Below are 14,661 nucleotides of genomic sequence, written 5' to 3' on the forward strand. Positions count from 1 at the left end.
GTCCTCGAGGGGAGTCGGGCGCCCTTCTAGACCACCCCATTCTCGGATTCAAACGGGGGTTCGCGTACCGATGAAAGCTCACGGATTTCGCCGCCAATTCTCACGAACCGCTGCGCAAGCTGCGGCGCATGTGAATGGATCGAAGCTTTCCGTTGACACGATTCCGGCCGGGCCCTATGGGAGCCGCCTTCGCACGGGCCAACGGCCTTACGCGGGTGTAGCTCAGTTGGTTAGAGCGCCGGCCTGTCACGCCGGAGGTCGCGGGTTCAAGTCCCGTCACTCGCGCCACTTCCTTCCTACAAAGTGGCCTCCTCAGAGCGTGTCGGCGCGGTCCGCCAGCGCCTCGACATCCTCTACGTCCTGATACAGCCCAAAGCCGATCCGCAGCACCTCGCCGCGGACGTCGGTCACCACGCCCCTGTCCAGCAGCGCCTCGGCCCAGGCCGCCGCCTTGCGATGCCGCAGCGCCAGGAATCGCGCCTCCCCGGCCCCTGCCCCTGGCGGATTGAGCAGCTCCGCCTCGGCGAACGGCGTTTGGCCGACCCGCTCGAGGAAGCGGGTCTTCAGTCCCGCCACGTGGGCGTTCACCGCCGCTGTGCCGAGCCCCTCGGCCGCCAGCATCCGCCGCACGGCGAGGAATCGGTAGAGGCCCGATGGATCAAAGGTGGCGCCGAGGAAGCGCCGGGCGTCGGCGGGGAAGCCGATCTGCCCCGGCGTCCGCTCCAGCTCGGCGAACTCGGCGTACCAGCCGCTGAGCTCCGGCCGCGGACCGAAACCTGGCGGCGCGTGCAGGAAGGCGGCCCCCTCCCCGGCCATGGCGTACTTGTAGCCCCCCGCCAGATAGAAGATGCGGCCCGCGAGCGCCGAGAGCTTCGTCTCCACCGCCATGAAGGCGTGATAGCCGTCGATGGCCACCCAGGGCCCCTCCGGTTGCGCCAGGGCCGCCAGCTCCGCCAGGGGCTCGAACACCAGGCCCGAACCGAACATCACCTGGCTGACGAAGATCAGGTCGAAGTCTCCGGCCTTGGCGCGCTCCAGGAAGCGTCCGGCGAAGTCCGGGCCCTCGGTGGAGACCGTCTCCACTTCGAACCGCCCCGATTCGGCGAACCGCGCCGCCTGGCGGCGGAAGCTGTGGAACTCGCCGTCGCTGGTCAGCACCCTCAGCCGCCCCGGTCGGGCCGCCGAGACGAGGCGAACGATCAGTTCGTGGGTGTTCGGCGCAAATACCACGCTGCCGGGATCAGGCAGGCCGAGCTCGGCCGCCACCTCCGCCTGCGCGGCGGGCCAGATCTCGCCCATCACCCGCTCCCACTTGCGGTCGGCGAGGCGCGCAGCGTCCTCCCAGGCCTCGACCTGCCCTGCAAGGCTCGCATCGGGCCAGAGGTGATGGCTGTGGGCGGCGAAGTGCAGCCGCCCGGGCGCGGCCTCCAGCGCCCGCGAGAACAGGCGCTTGTAGCTGGTCACAGCCGGGTCCTCAGGGACCACAGCTCCGGGAAGCAGCGCTTGGCGAGCGTCGACTGCAGATAGCTCGCCCCGGCCGTGCCGCCGGTGCCGCGCTTGCCGCCGATCACCCGCTCTACCGTCAGCACGTGCTTGTGCCGCCAGGTGGCCAGGGCGTCGTCGATATCGACCAGCTTCTCGGCCAGCTGATAGAGCGCCCACCAGCGCCCGGTGTCGCGATAGACCTCCAGCCAGGCGTCCTCGACCGCGGGATCGGGGCGGTAGGGCTCGCGCCAATCCCGCTCCAGCACGTTCGCCGGCAGGATGAAGCCTGCCGCGGCCAGGGCCGCGTTGGCGTCGTCCCACAGGCTGGGCGCATCCAGGGCCTCGGTCAGCGCCGCCATCGCCTGCGGCCGGGCCTCGTGCGCCGCCAGGTGCGCCGCGTCCTTCAGGCCCAGCATGAACTCCACGGTCCGGAACTGGTCCGACTGGAAGCCGGAGCTTGGCCCCAGGACTTCCCGGAAGCGCGTGTAGTCAGAGGGCGTCATGGTCGCCAGCACGTCCCAGGACAGCGTCATCACCGCCTGGATGCGGGAGACCCGCGCGAGACCCTTGTAGGCGGGGGTCAGCTCGCCGGCGCGGACGAGGCCCTTGGCCACCTTCAGCTCGGCGATGGTCTGTTTGAGCCACAGCTCCTTGGTCTGGTGGGTGATGACGAACAGCAGCTCGTCGTGCACGTCGGAAAGCGGCCGCTGGGCGTCCAGCAGCTCATCGAGCGCGAGGTACCGCGCATAGGTCTGGGTCATCGAGGCTCATCGCGCGGCCTTTCGTGAGGGCCGCGACTCCAAAGGGATCATTGCTCCCTGGAGTGCACCAGAGCCGGGGCGAGCGCCACCCCTGCGGGTAGTGCGCCCCGTCGCCCGTCTCAGTAGGGCGCGGTGGCCGACTTGGTCACGGAACAATACTGGTCGGGGACATAGGGATTGCTCGCCGTCGGATGGGCTCCGTTCGGCGCCCAGTGGTGCTGATAGAGCAGCGTGCAGGTGGCGTATTCGGTCGTCAGCAGCTGGCGATAGTCGTGGTCCAGCTTCTGCTTGCCGTCGTCGACGGACGCCTTCGCCGCGGCGAGCTGGCTGCTCACGCCGGTGAGCTGCGCCGAGAGGTCCTGAACCTGCTGGCTCAGCGCCTGGATCTGCATCTGCAGGTCGATCATCGAGGGCTGGTGCAGGCTGGGCGTCGCCTGAACCGGTGCGACGGGGCCGGCCTTGGGGCGGAAGATCTGCGCGGCCGCCGGGCCGGCGGCGACGAGGGCGAGTACGGCCGTGGCGGCCAGCAGGGATCGCGAATGGGACTGGGCTCCTTCGCCGTCGACCCTCGCCTGGACCTCCAGCTTCGCCATGACACCGATCAAACCCGCGTCGGGACTGGCGCACAGCTCAAGCTTGTGGACGATCCCGGCTCCCCGCCTTGCGGGCGTCCGCGACGCGCCTCACATCAGGCTCCAGCGTTATTCGGCGCGCCAGATGGCCGCCCGTCAGCTCAGGATCCCCATGCACCGACGGTCCCTGCTCACGGCCGGCGCCAGCGCCGCCGCCTTCGCCATCCTTCCGCGGCTCGCGGACGCCGCGACCGCTCGGCCGCCCCGGCCAAAGAGCGCCTTCGCCCGCCTGCGCGACCGCTACTTCCTCGGCGCGATGCGCTTCAATCCGGTGACGGCCACCTACCTGGGGGGCGACGGCTACTCGCCCGCCCTCGCCGACATCAACGGCAAGCTGCGTGACTACGACCCGGCCGCGCTGGCGCGCGAGGTCGCCTTCTACCGCGGGATCCAGGCCGCAAACCACGCCATCGCGCCCAAGGCCCTGGCGCCGCAGGAGCGCATCGACCATGCGGTGCTGGAGGCTCAGGTCGGCTTCATCCTCCACCAGCTCGTCGAGCTCCGCTATCACCAACGCTCCATCGACACCTACATGGCCGAGCCGTTCCGGGGTGTCGACTGGCAGATCCAGCAGATGACCGACGAAGGCGCGGGCCGACTCGGGACCGAGCGCGAATGGCGTCTCGTCCTCCAGCGTGTCCGCGCCATTCCCCGCTATCTCGAGCAGGCGAAGCATCACCTCGCGGCTGGCGTCGCCTCGGGCAATCGCCCCGACTGGCGCATGGTCGAGCGCGACGGCCTCGACGGCGCCCGCAACAACGCCGACTACTTCCGCAAGACCCTGGCCGAGCAGGCCGGCGCCCATCTCGCCCGGCGCCCGTTCAAGGGGGCTCTGTTGGCCGATCTCGGCCCCGCGGCCCAAGCGGCTGCCCAGGCCTTTGACTCCTTCGGCCGGTTCCTGCGCGACACCTATCCCGCCGCGGACCGCCAGGACCGCTTCGTCATTGGCGAGCGCGAGTACGAATGGCGCGTCCGCCACAATCTGCATGAGCCCCGCTCGGCGGCGCAGCTCTTCGCCTATGGCCAGCAGCAAACCGCCTTCTATCAGGCCAAGGTCTACGCCGTGGCCGAGGAGGTCGCGAAGGACGCGGGCCTCGCCCTGCCCTTCGGCACGCCGGAGGAGAAGAACGCCTCGGTGCGCAAGGTGATGGAGCACCTCAACGACGACTCCCCAAAATCCGACGCCGAGCTCCTCGCCTGGTACGTCGACGCCGGCAAACGCGCGGTCGAGTACGGCCGGGCCCAGAAGCTGTTCGACGTGCCGGCGGACTACCGCCTCGATGTCACCTGGACCCCGCCGGTCCTGCGCGCCGCCATCGATGCCGCCTACTACGCGGCGCCGCCGTTCAAGATATCCGGGGTCGGCCGCTTCTACCTGACCCCGACGGGAGAGGATCCGGCGGCCCTGCGCGAAAACAACCGCGCCTCCATCGCCGACACCGCCGTGCACGAGGGCTTCCCCGGTCACGATTGGAACTACAAGTACATGAGCGCGCACGCGGCCGAGATCAGCAACATCCGCTGGTTCACGCCGGGCGCGGTCGAGGACTCGGCCTCCATGTGGGAGGATTCCATGGCCGCCGAGGGCTGGGGCCTCTACGCCGAGGAGCTGATGAGCGAGCCGGCGCCGGGCCGCCCGCACGGCTTCTACACCGCCGCAGAGCACCTCTACGAACTGCAGGGCCAGTTGTTGCGCGCGGTGCGCATCGTCGTCGACGTGGGCATCCACACCGGCCGGATGAGTTACGATCAGGCGGTAGACTACTTCAACGCCAACGTCGATTTCGTGCCCGGAGCCCGGGCCCGGGCGGCGAGCGATCCTGCCGCCAAGGCCGTGTTCGAGCGGGCGGAGAAGGCCATCTATCGCTATTCGAAGTGGCCCACCCAGGCGATCACCTACAATCTCGGCAAGGCCGGTATCGTCGAGCTGCGCGAGGCCTACCGCAAGGTCCGCGGGCCGAAGTTCCAGGCCAAGGACTTCCACGAGGACTTCATGCGCATGGGCACGGTTCCCGCGCCCCTGATCCGCGACCAGCTCCTGGCCGAGGCGCGCTCTAAGGGGTGAGCTCGAGCCTCTCGATGCGCCAGCGGCGCTGCTCGGCCGTGGAGCCCGGCACGTCGTTGACGCGTCGCAGGATCGCCTTGCCGGACCGGTGCGCCTCGCCGCCGTCCTTGAGCCGTCCGTAGATGACCACGGGGACCTCGACGTAGAGCGAGCCGGCGGCGCCTTCGATCCTGCCCGGCGCGCCCACCTGCGCATGGTAGGTGGCGTGGGCCGACAGGTCCTCGGACCGTCCGTGGGTGGTCAGCTTGGCCGCCTCCGCCGCCTTGCCGCCCTCCAGGAGGGCGAAATAGGTCTGGACGACATTGGCCGCACCCTGGGCGCTGGTCGCGCTGAACCGAGCTTCGGAAACGGGCGTCCGGTCGTCCGGAAGGCCGCCCGGCGTCCCGGGCGCCGGCGGCTCGGCGTCCCTGGCCGTGCAGGCGACCGACGGCGTGCTGGCGTAGTCCTCGCCGGCCTTGAGCGGCGCGAGCTGGGCGTCGGTCATCCCCTTGGTCCACCACTGCCAGCCCATGCCGACATAGCGCGCCCCACTGCCCGAGCGCGCGACCTTCAGGGTGTAGGCGTGGCCGCCGAGGGTCACGACCGCGGTCTGGGTGTCGGGATACCCCGCCTCCACCTTACGTCCGTCGGCGCAGCGATAGGTGACCACGTGCGGATCCGGGTTCACCGCCTCCGCGGCCGGCGTGACCGCGGCTACGCCCTGCGACGGCCCCGCAGGCTTCGGCGCGCGGTCGCAGGCGGCCAGGGCGATACAGGTGAGGATCAGGGGCGTGGCGCGCATCTCGAAACCTTGTACCTAGGGGCGGCGCCGGCGCAGGGCCGGCGATCCGGATTCGGGGACCACATGAAGTTCTGGGGCAGGACGCAATCCGGCGGCGGTCTCGACTTCGACCGCCTGGACCCCGCCTTCCGCGGCTTCATCGACGCCCAGCTTGCCCTCTACGGCTTCGACCGCAAGGCCTTCTGCCGGCCGATCGCGCCGGCCGACGAGATGTTCTTCAAGGCGATCCTGCCGAACTACGAGCACGACACGAACATCGCCGCCTTCAAGTACGTGGAGTCCACCGTCCGCACCTTCGACGCCTACGATCAGGTCGTGCGCCAGGTGTTCGGCGGCTTCGGCCGGCTGGAGAGCGTCCTCGACTTCGCGTCCGGCTACGGCCGCCTCACCCGCGCGCTCCTTCAGAAAGTGCCCAAGGAGCGGATCTGGGTCTCGGACATCTACGCCGAAGCGGTCGCCTGGCAGGCCAGGACCTTCGGCGTCCACGCCTTCCCCTCAGCGGCCGCGCCGGACCTCGTGCAACACGCTCGCACCCATGACGTGGTCTGGGTCGGTTCGATGTTCTCCCACCTGCCGGCCGACCTCTTCCATGCCTGGCTCGGCAAGCTCTGGAGCTTCGTCGGTCCGCGCGGGGTCCTCGCCTTCAGCGTCCACGACGAGACCCTGCTCCCGGAGCGCGAGAGCATCGACCCCAGCGGCCTCAGCTACTTCCGCTTCAGCGAGAGCGGCAGCCTAGACCACGACATTTATGGCATGAGCTATGTGACGCAAGGCTTTGTCGGCGAAGCGATTTCACGCCTTCCGGGGACGCCTCGCCACAAGCGCTTCTTCAAGGGCCTCTACGAGAACCAGGATCTCTATGTCGTGGCCGGGCCGGAAGCCGACATCTCGGCCCTGCGGGTCGCCTCCACGCCGATGGGCGGGATCGAGCGCGCCGCCCATCTCACCAATGGCGACGTGGAGTTCTCCGGCTGGGCCATCGAGCGCACGCCGGGCGAACAGATCACCGGCGTCCGCGTCCACGTCGACGGCGCCGCCGTCGGCGTCGCCACCCCTGAAGGCGAGCGGCCTGACGTGCTGCAGCATTTCCCAAGATCGGCAAACCCGGCGACGGGCTGGCGTTTCCGCCTCTCCCATGCGCTCGCCCCGGCCGGCGCCCAACTGCGCCTGGAGCTCGACAGCACCTCCGGCCTGAAGGGCCAGATTTTCGCGCGGATGCCCGATGCGGCCGCCCTCACCTATTCGGGCTGGTCGCGCCGGGCGCTGAAGGACCAGGCCACCGGGCTCTCCTAGCCGCCGACCCGCCTCGGCAGCAGGGCCGCGAGGCTCATCAGGATGGCCAGGACGCAGAACAGGTTGGACGGAAAGATGTAGCGGGCGTCCGCCGCGGGCCCGGCCAGGAACAGCAGTCCGGCATAGACATAGGCGCCCGCGACCAGCGCGGCGAGCAGGGGCGCCTGGGCGCGGTTTCGCCAGCCGGCGACGAGCGCCAGCGGCAGGGCCAGGAGATAGAGCCAGTAGGCCCGCCGCCAGGTCGGCAGCGCCCCGCTGATGATCTTGCCGTTCAGCCAGGCCGCGGCCCTGGGGTGCGCCAGCGCCAGGCCATAGGGGTTGGGGTCGATCGCCCCATGCGTCGGATAGTAGAGGTGGTCGGGCTTCAGACCCATCTGCTCTTCGAACACCGCCTCGCGGTGGCGGAGATAGCAGGCGGGATGGCTGGCCGCCGCGCCGCGCCAGGCGGCCCCGACGAGGCCGGCGTTGGCGTCGCTTGGCGCCAGCTTGGCCAGATGCGCCTGGCGGAGGCTGAGATTGAGGTGCCGCGGATCGTAGCCGGCGCGGATCTGCGCCGCCGGGACCGGGCGTCCGCCTGTCATCTGCGCCGGCAGCAGGTTCTGCCCCGCGCAGGCCGAGATACCGATGAGGTCGAACTGCTCGGTGACCATGGCGTTGTGGCCGGCCGGCAGGCGCCTGAGGTCCGGCAATCGCCATTGCGTCGAGCCCCAGGCCAGCAGCAGGCCCACCCCGATCGCCGCGACGGCGAAGCCCCGCGCCGCGCCGCCCTGCCCGCGGTCGGTCAGGAACGGCTTCCAGGCCATCAAGGCGAGGACGAAGGCGATCAGCGGCAGGCTGTTGTAGCGCAGCGCCGCCGCGGCCCCGAAGGCCAGCGCCGCCAGCACGACCACGGCTAGGCTCCGCATCCGCGCGCCGGTCAGCCACAGCCCGAGACCCAGCACCGCGAAGCTCGCCGTGGTCACGTCGCGCCATTGGGTCTGCAGGATCCCGAGCTGGGGGGTGATCCACAGGAAGCTCAGCATGAACAGCAGCATCAGGGCCACCGCCCCGCCGGTCCTGCGGCTGACGAGGCTCAAGGCGAGGTTCGCCCCGAGGAACAGGAGGAAGGTCTGAGCCAGGAAGAGGCCCCAGGTCCCGGCGTGCGCGCTGCGGCTGAGGGCGAACAGATAGGCGTGCAACGGCGGCCAGACGGCGGTCTTCACCCCGTCGATCGACTGGCTCCAGGCGAGCAGGCTGTCGTACGACATGTAGCCGGGCCACGCGGGCCAGCAGGCGAGCGCCGTGGCGAGCGCCGCGAGGCCCGCGGACAACGGCCAGCGCGGCGCATTGAGAGCCGATGTCGCCTTGGACTTCTTCAGGGGACCGCTCCTCGCCCCTCCGGGCGCGAATATGGACCCCGCTCTCTTCGGGCAGTTCGGGCGCTTCGTCTACGGCTCAGCCGCGCAGCGGCTTCAGCGCCCCGGCCCACTTGGCGAGTTCGTCCAGCATCGCCTTCATCGACGGCTCGAGGAACTCCGGCGCCTTGAACACACCGTCCTCGCCGATGTGGGTCGCCACGCTGGGGACGCTGACGCCCTCGGGGATGGTCATCACCTTCATGCTGGTGAGCATGAGCTTTTCCATCTGCGCCACGCGGGCGCCGGCCAGGGCGCCGCCGTAAGAGACGATGCCGGCGACCTTGTAGGCCCACTCGTGGAAGAGGTAGTCGACCGCGTTCACGAAGCTGGGCGGCGCGAAATAGTTGTACTCCGGCGTCACGAAGACGAAGGCGTCCGCCGCCGCCACGCTCGCGCTCCAGGCCTTGGTGTGATCGTGGGCGTAGTCCTTCAGCCGCGGGTGCTTGGGCTCGTCGAAGACCGGCAGGTTGAACCCGGCGATGTCCACCGCGGTCACCTCGAAGGCGCCGTGGGCCTTGGCCTTCTCGGTCGCCCAGGCGGCGACCGAGGGGCCTACCCTTCCCGGCCGGGTCGAGACGGTGATGACGTTCAGTTTCAGGGCCATGGCGCTCTCCCGATCCTCGCAGGCCTCAACGCAGAAGGGCCGCCGGTCGCCCGGCGGCCCTTCCATATTGGCATCCGGCTTCGGCTCTAAGCCACCGGCTCCGGCTGGCGTTCCAGGACGAAGTCGTCCGGGTTCGGCGCCAGCGTCGCGCGCCAGTAGTCGATCAGCCCGAACGGCCAGTTCTGGCTCACCCGGCCGAACTGGTTCTTGTACCAGCTCGACACGTGCGGCGAGCCCCAGGCCCAGCCCTTGTTGGCCTCGTCCACCTTGGCGTTGAAGGCGTCGTGGACGGCCTTCTTGACGTCCATCGCAGCCACGCCCTTTTCGGCCATCAGCTTCAGGCAGCCGATGATGTAACGGACCGCGCACTCCGAGAAGAAGATGATCGACCCATTGACCACGATGTTAGTGTTGGGCCCGTAGATCATGAAGAAGTTCGGGAAGCCCGGCACGGTCATGCCGAGGTAGGCGCGCGCGTCGCCGCCCCACACGTCGTGCAGTTCGCGCCCGCCCTTGCCCGTCACCTTGTAGAACGACAGGAAGTTGGAGGCCTGGAAGCCGGTGCCGTAGATCAGCACGTCGGCCTCGTGCTCCTTGCCGTCGGCGGTGACGACGCCCTTGGGCGTGATCTTCACCACCTTGTCGGTGACCAGGTCGACGTTCGGCCGCTTCAGCGCCGCCAGCCAGACGCCGTTGTCGAGCACCGCCCGCTTACCGCCGATCGGATAGTCCGGAACCACTTTGCCGACCAGGTCCGGCCGGTCGGCCACCTGGGCCGCCAGATAGGCGCCGACCATTTCGCGCAGCTCGGCGTTGGCCTGGCTCACCGCGCCGGGCGAGCCGTTCCACGTCGGGTCCGACTTGACCATGGGCAGGAAGCCCTCGGTCGTCGTCCAGAACAGGTAGAAGCGGTACCACTTGTCATAGAAGGGCACGTTGTCGAGGAGCCACTTGAAGCCCTCCTCGACGTTCTCGTGATAGTGCGCGACCGGCAGGCCCCACGGCGGATTGCGCTGGAAGACGGTCATGTGGCCGACTTTCGGAGCGATCTCCGGGATGAACTGGAAGGCCGAGGCGCCGGTGCCGATCACCGCCACCTTCTTGCCCGTCAGGTCGACATCGTGGCGCCACTCGGCCGAATGGAACGCCGGGCCGGCGAAGGTGTCGCGGCCCTCGATGTCGGGGAACCGCGGCCGGTTGAGCTGGCCGACGGCCGAGACCACGGCGTTGGTCTCCACCGTCTCCGTCTTGCCATCCTTGCCCTTGAGCGTCACGCGCCAGACGTCCTTGGCCTCGTCCCAGACGCAGGCCTCGACCAGGGTCTCGAAGCGGATGTGCTTGCGCAGCCCGTACTTGTCGGCGATGCCCTGGAAGTACTTCAAGAGCTCCGGCTGCGGCGAGAAGTGCTGCGGCCACTTGTGGTTCGGCTCGAACGAGTAGCTGTACATGTGGTTCGAGTTGTCCACTCGGCAGCCCGGATAGGTGTTCTCGTACCAGGTGCCGCCCACGTCGGGGTTCTTGTCGACGATCTCGAAGGTCACGCCGGCCTGGCTGAGGCGGATGCCCGTCAGGAGGCCCGACATGCCGGCGCCGATCACCAGCACCTTCAGCTTGCGCGCCGCCTCCTTGAGCCTGGGCTGTTCGAACTGCGGGTCCTTGGTGCTCGCCCCGGCGATGGACAGCTCGTCCATGGCGAAGTCGGCATAGGCCTCGGGGATCGGCTCGCCGGCGACGAAGTCCATCATCCGGCGGACGGTGGCCTGGTCGGGCCCGGGCGGCAGCTTCCGGTCGCCTTCCAGGTACTTGATGATGGCGGCGCGCAGGGCGGCGCGGATCTCGGCGTCCACCTCCGGCGAGAGGCCGGTCTCGCCCCGGCTCAGCTGCACATATTGCGGTCGCCATTCATCCTTCAGCCACGAGCGGTCGCCGGTCACATGGACCATGGCGGCGACCAGCGCCGGCAGGTGGCCCACGGTCAGGGCTTCATCCAGCATGGCGGTGTCGACGGGCATCGATCGTTTCCTCGTCTTCGTTATCGTTGTTCAGGCGAGCATGACTCGCGATGGGCCCCGGCGAAAGGGTTTCCCCACGTCAGGGTTGGCGCCCCTGGGCGCGACCAATCCGCTCGGTGACTTCGGATGGGAGCGTCATGCCGGAGGCTGCGACGTCCTCCTCCAGGTGCGCAACTCGGGTTGTGCCGATCACGGCGGCGGAGACGTTGGGATCGCCGAGGACATAGGCCAGCGCCGCCTGGTTGCCGCTCATGCCGGGCAGCCGGTGCAAGAAGGCAAAGCGAAGGCCCCTGCTCACCTCGTCGCGGTGCCGGACGAGGCCGCGGGCGGCGTACCACAGGTCCTGCGGGCCTCGGATTTGCGCCACCTTGAACCCCGTGTGGCCCATGGCCAGCGGCATGCCCGCGAGCACGCCCTTGCCGGCGGCCGCGGCCCTGGCGACGAGCGCGGCGCGTTCCGGACGCAGGACGTTGTAGTCGACCATCACCGCGTCGAAGGCCGGCATGTCGATCGCGTGGGCGATCACAGACGGGTCGAAGCTGTTGATCCCGAGCGCCCGCACCAGTCCCTGCGCCTTCAGGCCCTCCAACACGGCGATGAGTTCGTCGCTCAGCTCCGAGATGGCCGGGCCATGGAGCTGCAGCAGCGGGAGGACCTCGAGGCCCAGCCGCCTGAGGCTGTGCTCGGCGCTCGCCCGGATCGCCGCCGGGCTGAAGTCGCGCCCTATCCGCCCGCCACCGGTGTGGAAGGTGCCGGCTTTGGTCGCCACCACCAGGCCCGAGACGTCACGTCCCTTCAGCGCCCGACCGAGCCGAGGCTCGGCCTCCCCGGCCGAATAGCTTGCGCCGGTGTCGAACAGGGTGACGCCCAGCTCGATGGCCCGGTGCACGAGGCGCAGGGCCGCCGTCTCGTCGAAAGCCGGCTTGCCCCAATAGCTGGCGCAGCCGAAGCCGATCTCGGAAACCGTCAGGCCCGTCCGGCCGAGCGGGCGGTAGAGCATGGTGGGATCAGGGCGCCTTCACCGCGTCGGCCACGGCGACATCCTCCTCGTCGGGCACGTCGTCCTCGCCGGTCAGCAGCTTCCCGAACAGCGCCTTGAAGACGATGAAGGCGACGCCAGCGCCACCGGCCAGCCCGGCATGGATCAGCCAGAACTGGGCCGCCGGCATCTTCTCCAGGAAGCCGCCGAGCCACCCGACAAAGAAGTTCGCCGCAAAGAAGTGCAGGTAGTAGAGGCCGATGACCGAGCCCGCGATGGCGCGGGGCGCCGATCGGGCATAGAGCGCCAGCCCCACGGGAAGGACGTTGGCGAACCCGATGTCATTGAACAGGTGGAACAGCAGCAGCCAGCCGAACGCCACCTTTCCGCCCGCCGGGGTGACGGCCGACCCGACGGCGAGACTGGCCATGCCGGCCGCGCAGAAGGCGCAGCCGATGATGATCTTGCCGAGCTCGTCCGGCTCGGGGAACCGCGCCTTCCAGGCGCGCCAGAACACCACCATCCCCGCCAGGCAGCTGACGGAGACGATGGAGTCCACCGAGATCATCCAGGAGGTCAGGATCGGGATGCCGAACAGGTGCAGGTCCGCGCTGCGCTCGGCCCAGATGAGATAGGCGTTGAAGATCTGCTGGTTCGGAACCAGCGAGGCCGCCAGCACGGGGAGCATGGCGATGAGCACGGCCAGCACCCGCCAGTCACGCCCGGTCATCGGGACCTTCGGCTGGGCCTCTGCGACGGCCTTTCGCGCCGGCTCCTTAGGCAGGTGGCGGCGGCCGGCCAGGTAGATCACCAGCGCGATCAGCATGCCGACGCCGGCGACGCCGAAACCGTAGTGCCAGGCGACCTTCTCGCCCAGGGTGCCGGCCACGAACGGGGCCGCGATCACCCCGGCGTTGATGCCAAGATAGTAGATCTGGAAGGCGTCGGCCCGCCGCGGATCCTCCTCCGAATAGAGATGCCCCACCTGGGCGGCGATGTTGCCCTTGAAGCAGCCGGAGCCGAGCATCAGGCAACCGAGGGCCGCCAGGAACGAGACGTCGAAGGCCATCAGGAAGTGGCCGAGCGCCATCAGGCTGCCGCCGAGGATGATGGTCCGCGTCCGCCCCAGCACACGGTCGGCCAGCAGGCCGCCGAAGAACGGGGTGAAATAGACCATCGCCGTGTAGAGGCCGAACACCGCGGAGGCGAGCGCCTGACCGGCGAGCTCGCGATGGTTCAGCGCCTCCAGGAATTTCTGGAACTGCGGGAAGCCCGCGACGTGCTCGATGTGCCCCGGCAGGAGGAGCTGATGCACCATGTAGAGCACCAGCAGCGTCTGCATGCCGTAGTAGGAAAAGCGCTCCCAGGCCTCGGTGAACGCCAGAAAGCCCAGGCCCTTCGGGTGGCCCAGGAACGCACGGTCGTTCCGGTCCGCCACGGTCTTCGCGGTCATAGAATCCTCCACTCCCCGGGCGCACTTAGAACGAATTCAGCGACTTGGGGAAGTGTACGGGCCAATATCTGCCTTTGGCGACGGTCCAGGCGGCAAGCGCTAGGCGCAGCCCGGCGACTTGCTCTAGAAGCGCGGGGACAAGGGCGGCTAGCTCAGCTGGTTAGAGCATCTCGTTTACACCGAGAGGGTCGGGGGTTCGAATCCCTCGCCGCCCACCATTCCCTCCGGCATCAGATCCTGAACCGGGCCGTGGCCGCCCGCATGTGCTCCCGCAGCCAGATGTGCGCCGGGTTCCGGTCGTGGCGGCTGTGCCAGTACATGCTGATTTCCGGGCGGCCGAGCGTCAGCGGCGCCTCGTAGACCGCGAGCCCTTCCTCCGCCGCCACGGCGTCGGCGTACTCCCGGGGGATGGCCGCGATCAGCTCGCTCTGGGCCACCGCCTTGGCCACGGCGGCGAACTGGGGAAGCGTCAGCACCACGCGCCGTTGCCGACCCACCGAGGCCAGGGCCTCGTCGGTCCAGCCCGACATCGAGCCATCGATCGAGCGGATCGCGTGCGGCAGTGCGCAGAAGAGGTCCAGCGGGATGGTGCCGCCCGGCGCCACGCCGGCCGCGGCGATGCCGGCATGATCCCTCGCTGCGACGATGCTGAAGGAGGAGGTGAAGACCAGCTCGCGTGAGACCCACTCGGCGACCGTCAGCGGCCGCTCGACCGCCATGTCCACGGCGTCGTCCTGCAGCAGGCGCTCCACGTCGCCGAGCGCGGAGTCGACCATCCGCAGCCGCACGCCCGGCGCCTCCGCCGACATTCGCGCGAACACCTCCGGCAGCACCAGCATGGAGAAGAAGTCGGACGACAGGATCGTGTAGGTCCGCTGCGCCTGGCCCGGATCGAACGCCTTGTCCCCCAGCAGCGCCGTCTCGACGAGCGCCAGGGCGTTGCGGATCGAGGGCGCCAGGGTCTCGGCCTTCGGCGTCGGGGCCATCTCCGGCCCGCGCCGGACGAAGAGCTGATCGTCCAGCAGAGCGCGCAGCCGGTTCAGCGCCTGGCTCACCGCCGGCTGCGAGAGACCGATCTGCTCGCCGGCGCGCGTCACGCTGCGCTCGCGCATCAGGGCGTCGAACACGCGCAAGAGGTTCAGGTCGAAGGCGGCTAAATTCATGCCGCTTATGGCCCCCATACGATCATCCCATTTCCG

General features: G+C 69.2%; 12 protein-coding genes and 2 tRNA genes. 4 read left to right on the forward strand and 10 right to left on the reverse strand.

Features of this window, described 5'->3' with window-relative positions:
* The first annotated feature begins 211 nt into the window (after positions 1-211).
* Positions 212-288, forward strand: a tRNA-Asp gene (locus tag DJ017_RS13155).
* Positions 289-312: 24 nt separating this feature from the next.
* Here DJ017_RS13155 and DJ017_RS13160 read toward each other — a convergent pair.
* The 3 genes from DJ017_RS13160 to DJ017_RS13170 form a co-directional block, all read right to left on the reverse strand.
* Entirely contained in the window at positions 313-1,464 is a 1,152-nt protein-coding gene (locus DJ017_RS13160) for a kynureninase/PvdN C-terminal domain-containing protein (RefSeq protein WP_227000133.1), read from the reverse strand.
* Entirely contained in the window at positions 1,461-2,246 is a 786-nt protein-coding gene (locus DJ017_RS13165) for a tryptophan 2,3-dioxygenase (RefSeq protein ID WP_111529143.1), read from the reverse strand. The genes DJ017_RS13160 and DJ017_RS13165 overlap by 4 nt, the downstream gene beginning before the upstream one ends.
* A gap of 119 nt (positions 2,247-2,365) precedes the next feature.
* Complete coding sequence (locus DJ017_RS13170) at positions 2,366-2,839, reverse strand: hypothetical protein (protein ID WP_111529144.1); 474 nt, start codon at positions 2,837-2,839, stop codon at positions 2,366-2,368.
* 151 nt (positions 2,840-2,990) lie between these two features.
* Between DJ017_RS13170 and DJ017_RS13175 the strand changes: the two genes are divergently transcribed.
* On the forward strand, positions 2,991-4,943 hold the full coding sequence (locus DJ017_RS13175; RefSeq protein ID WP_165830618.1) for a DUF885 domain-containing protein: 1,953 nt from the start codon (positions 2,991-2,993) through the stop codon (positions 4,941-4,943).
* On the opposite strand, the gene DJ017_RS13180 is transcribed toward DJ017_RS13175, so the two are convergent.
* Positions 4,933-5,724: an MliC family protein gene (locus DJ017_RS13180; RefSeq protein ID WP_111529146.1), complete on the reverse strand. Its 792-nt coding sequence runs from the start codon at positions 5,722-5,724 to the stop codon at positions 4,933-4,935. The two genes, DJ017_RS13175 and DJ017_RS13180, sit on opposite strands and share 11 nt — an antisense overlap.
* Positions 5,725-5,787: 63 nt before the next feature.
* Between DJ017_RS13180 and DJ017_RS13185 the strand changes: the two genes are divergently transcribed.
* A complete protein-coding gene (locus DJ017_RS13185) occupies positions 5,788-7,017 on the forward strand; it encodes a class I SAM-dependent methyltransferase (protein ID WP_111529147.1) in 1,230 nt (409 codons plus the stop codon).
* Here the strand turns inward: DJ017_RS13185 and DJ017_RS13190 are convergent.
* The 5 genes from DJ017_RS13190 to DJ017_RS13210 form a co-directional block, all read right to left on the reverse strand.
* A complete protein-coding gene (locus tag DJ017_RS13190) occupies positions 7,014-8,327 on the reverse strand; it encodes a hypothetical protein (RefSeq protein ID WP_111529148.1) in 1,314 nt (437 codons plus the stop codon). The two genes, DJ017_RS13185 and DJ017_RS13190, sit on opposite strands and share 4 nt — an antisense overlap.
* A 124-nt stretch (positions 8,328-8,451) precedes the next feature.
* On the reverse strand, positions 8,452-9,018 hold the full coding sequence (locus DJ017_RS13195) for an NADPH-dependent FMN reductase (protein ID WP_111530097.1): 567 nt from the start codon (positions 9,016-9,018) through the stop codon (positions 8,452-8,454).
* An 86-nt stretch (positions 9,019-9,104) separates the two neighbouring features.
* Positions 9,105-11,030 (reverse strand): flavin-containing monooxygenase, encoded by a 1,926-nt coding sequence (locus tag DJ017_RS13200; RefSeq protein WP_111529149.1) that lies wholly within the window; start codon positions 11,028-11,030, stop codon positions 9,105-9,107.
* 79 nt (positions 11,031-11,109) lie between these two features.
* On the reverse strand, positions 11,110-12,030 hold the full coding sequence (locus tag DJ017_RS13205; RefSeq protein WP_111529150.1) for an aldo/keto reductase: 921 nt from the start codon (positions 12,028-12,030) through the stop codon (positions 11,110-11,112).
* Between the two features lie 7 nt (positions 12,031-12,037).
* Entirely contained in the window at positions 12,038-13,462 is a 1,425-nt protein-coding gene (locus tag DJ017_RS13210) for a peptide MFS transporter (RefSeq protein ID WP_111529151.1), read from the reverse strand.
* Positions 13,463-13,603: 141 nt separating this feature from the next.
* Here DJ017_RS13210 and DJ017_RS13215 point away from each other — a divergent pair.
* A tRNA-Val gene (locus DJ017_RS13215) sits at positions 13,604-13,680 on the forward strand.
* Positions 13,681-13,692: 12 nt separating this feature from the next.
* Here the strand turns inward: DJ017_RS13215 and DJ017_RS13220 are convergent.
* Positions 13,693-14,625, reverse strand: coding sequence for a LysR family transcriptional regulator (locus DJ017_RS13220; protein ID WP_165830619.1), 933 nt, complete (start codon positions 14,623-14,625; stop codon positions 13,693-13,695).
* Positions 14,626-14,661 lie beyond the last annotated feature (36 nt).

It is taken from the genome of Phenylobacterium soli, assembly GCF_003254475.1.
Classification (GTDB): Bacteria; Pseudomonadota; Alphaproteobacteria; order Caulobacterales; family Caulobacteraceae; genus Phenylobacterium; species Phenylobacterium soli.

Excerpts from the sequence above, each read along its gene's own strand:
- DJ017_RS13175 (WP_165830618.1), top strand. The coding sequence starts at position 2,991 with ATGCACCGACGGTCCCTGCTCACGGCCGGCGCCAGCGCCGCCGCCTTC.
- DJ017_RS13200 (WP_111529149.1), bottom strand. The coding sequence starts at position 11,030 with ATGCCCGTCGACACCGCCATGCTGGATGAAGCCCTGACCGTGGGCCAC.
- DJ017_RS13185 (WP_111529147.1), top strand. The coding sequence starts at position 5,788 with ATGAAGTTCTGGGGCAGGACGCAATCCGGCGGCGGTCTCGACTTCGAC.
- DJ017_RS13220 (WP_165830619.1), bottom strand. The coding sequence starts at position 14,625 with ATGAATTTAGCCGCCTTCGACCTGAACCTCTTGCGCGTGTTCGACGCC.
- DJ017_RS13180 (WP_111529146.1), bottom strand. The coding sequence starts at position 5,724 with ATGCGCGCCACGCCCCTGATCCTCACCTGTATCGCCCTGGCCGCCTGC.
- DJ017_RS13205 (WP_111529150.1), bottom strand. The coding sequence starts at position 12,030 with ATGCTCTACCGCCCGCTCGGCCGGACGGGCCTGACGGTTTCCGAGATC.
- DJ017_RS13195 (WP_111530097.1), bottom strand. The coding sequence starts at position 9,018 with ATGGCCCTGAAACTGAACGTCATCACCGTCTCGACCCGGCCGGGAAGG.
- DJ017_RS13170 (WP_111529144.1), bottom strand. The coding sequence starts at position 2,839 with ATGGCGAAGCTGGAGGTCCAGGCGAGGGTCGACGGCGAAGGAGCCCAG.
- DJ017_RS13210 (WP_111529151.1), bottom strand. The coding sequence starts at position 13,462 with ATGACCGCGAAGACCGTGGCGGACCGGAACGACCGTGCGTTCCTGGGC.
- DJ017_RS13165 (WP_111529143.1), bottom strand. The coding sequence starts at position 2,246 with ATGACCCAGACCTATGCGCGGTACCTCGCGCTCGATGAGCTGCTGGAC.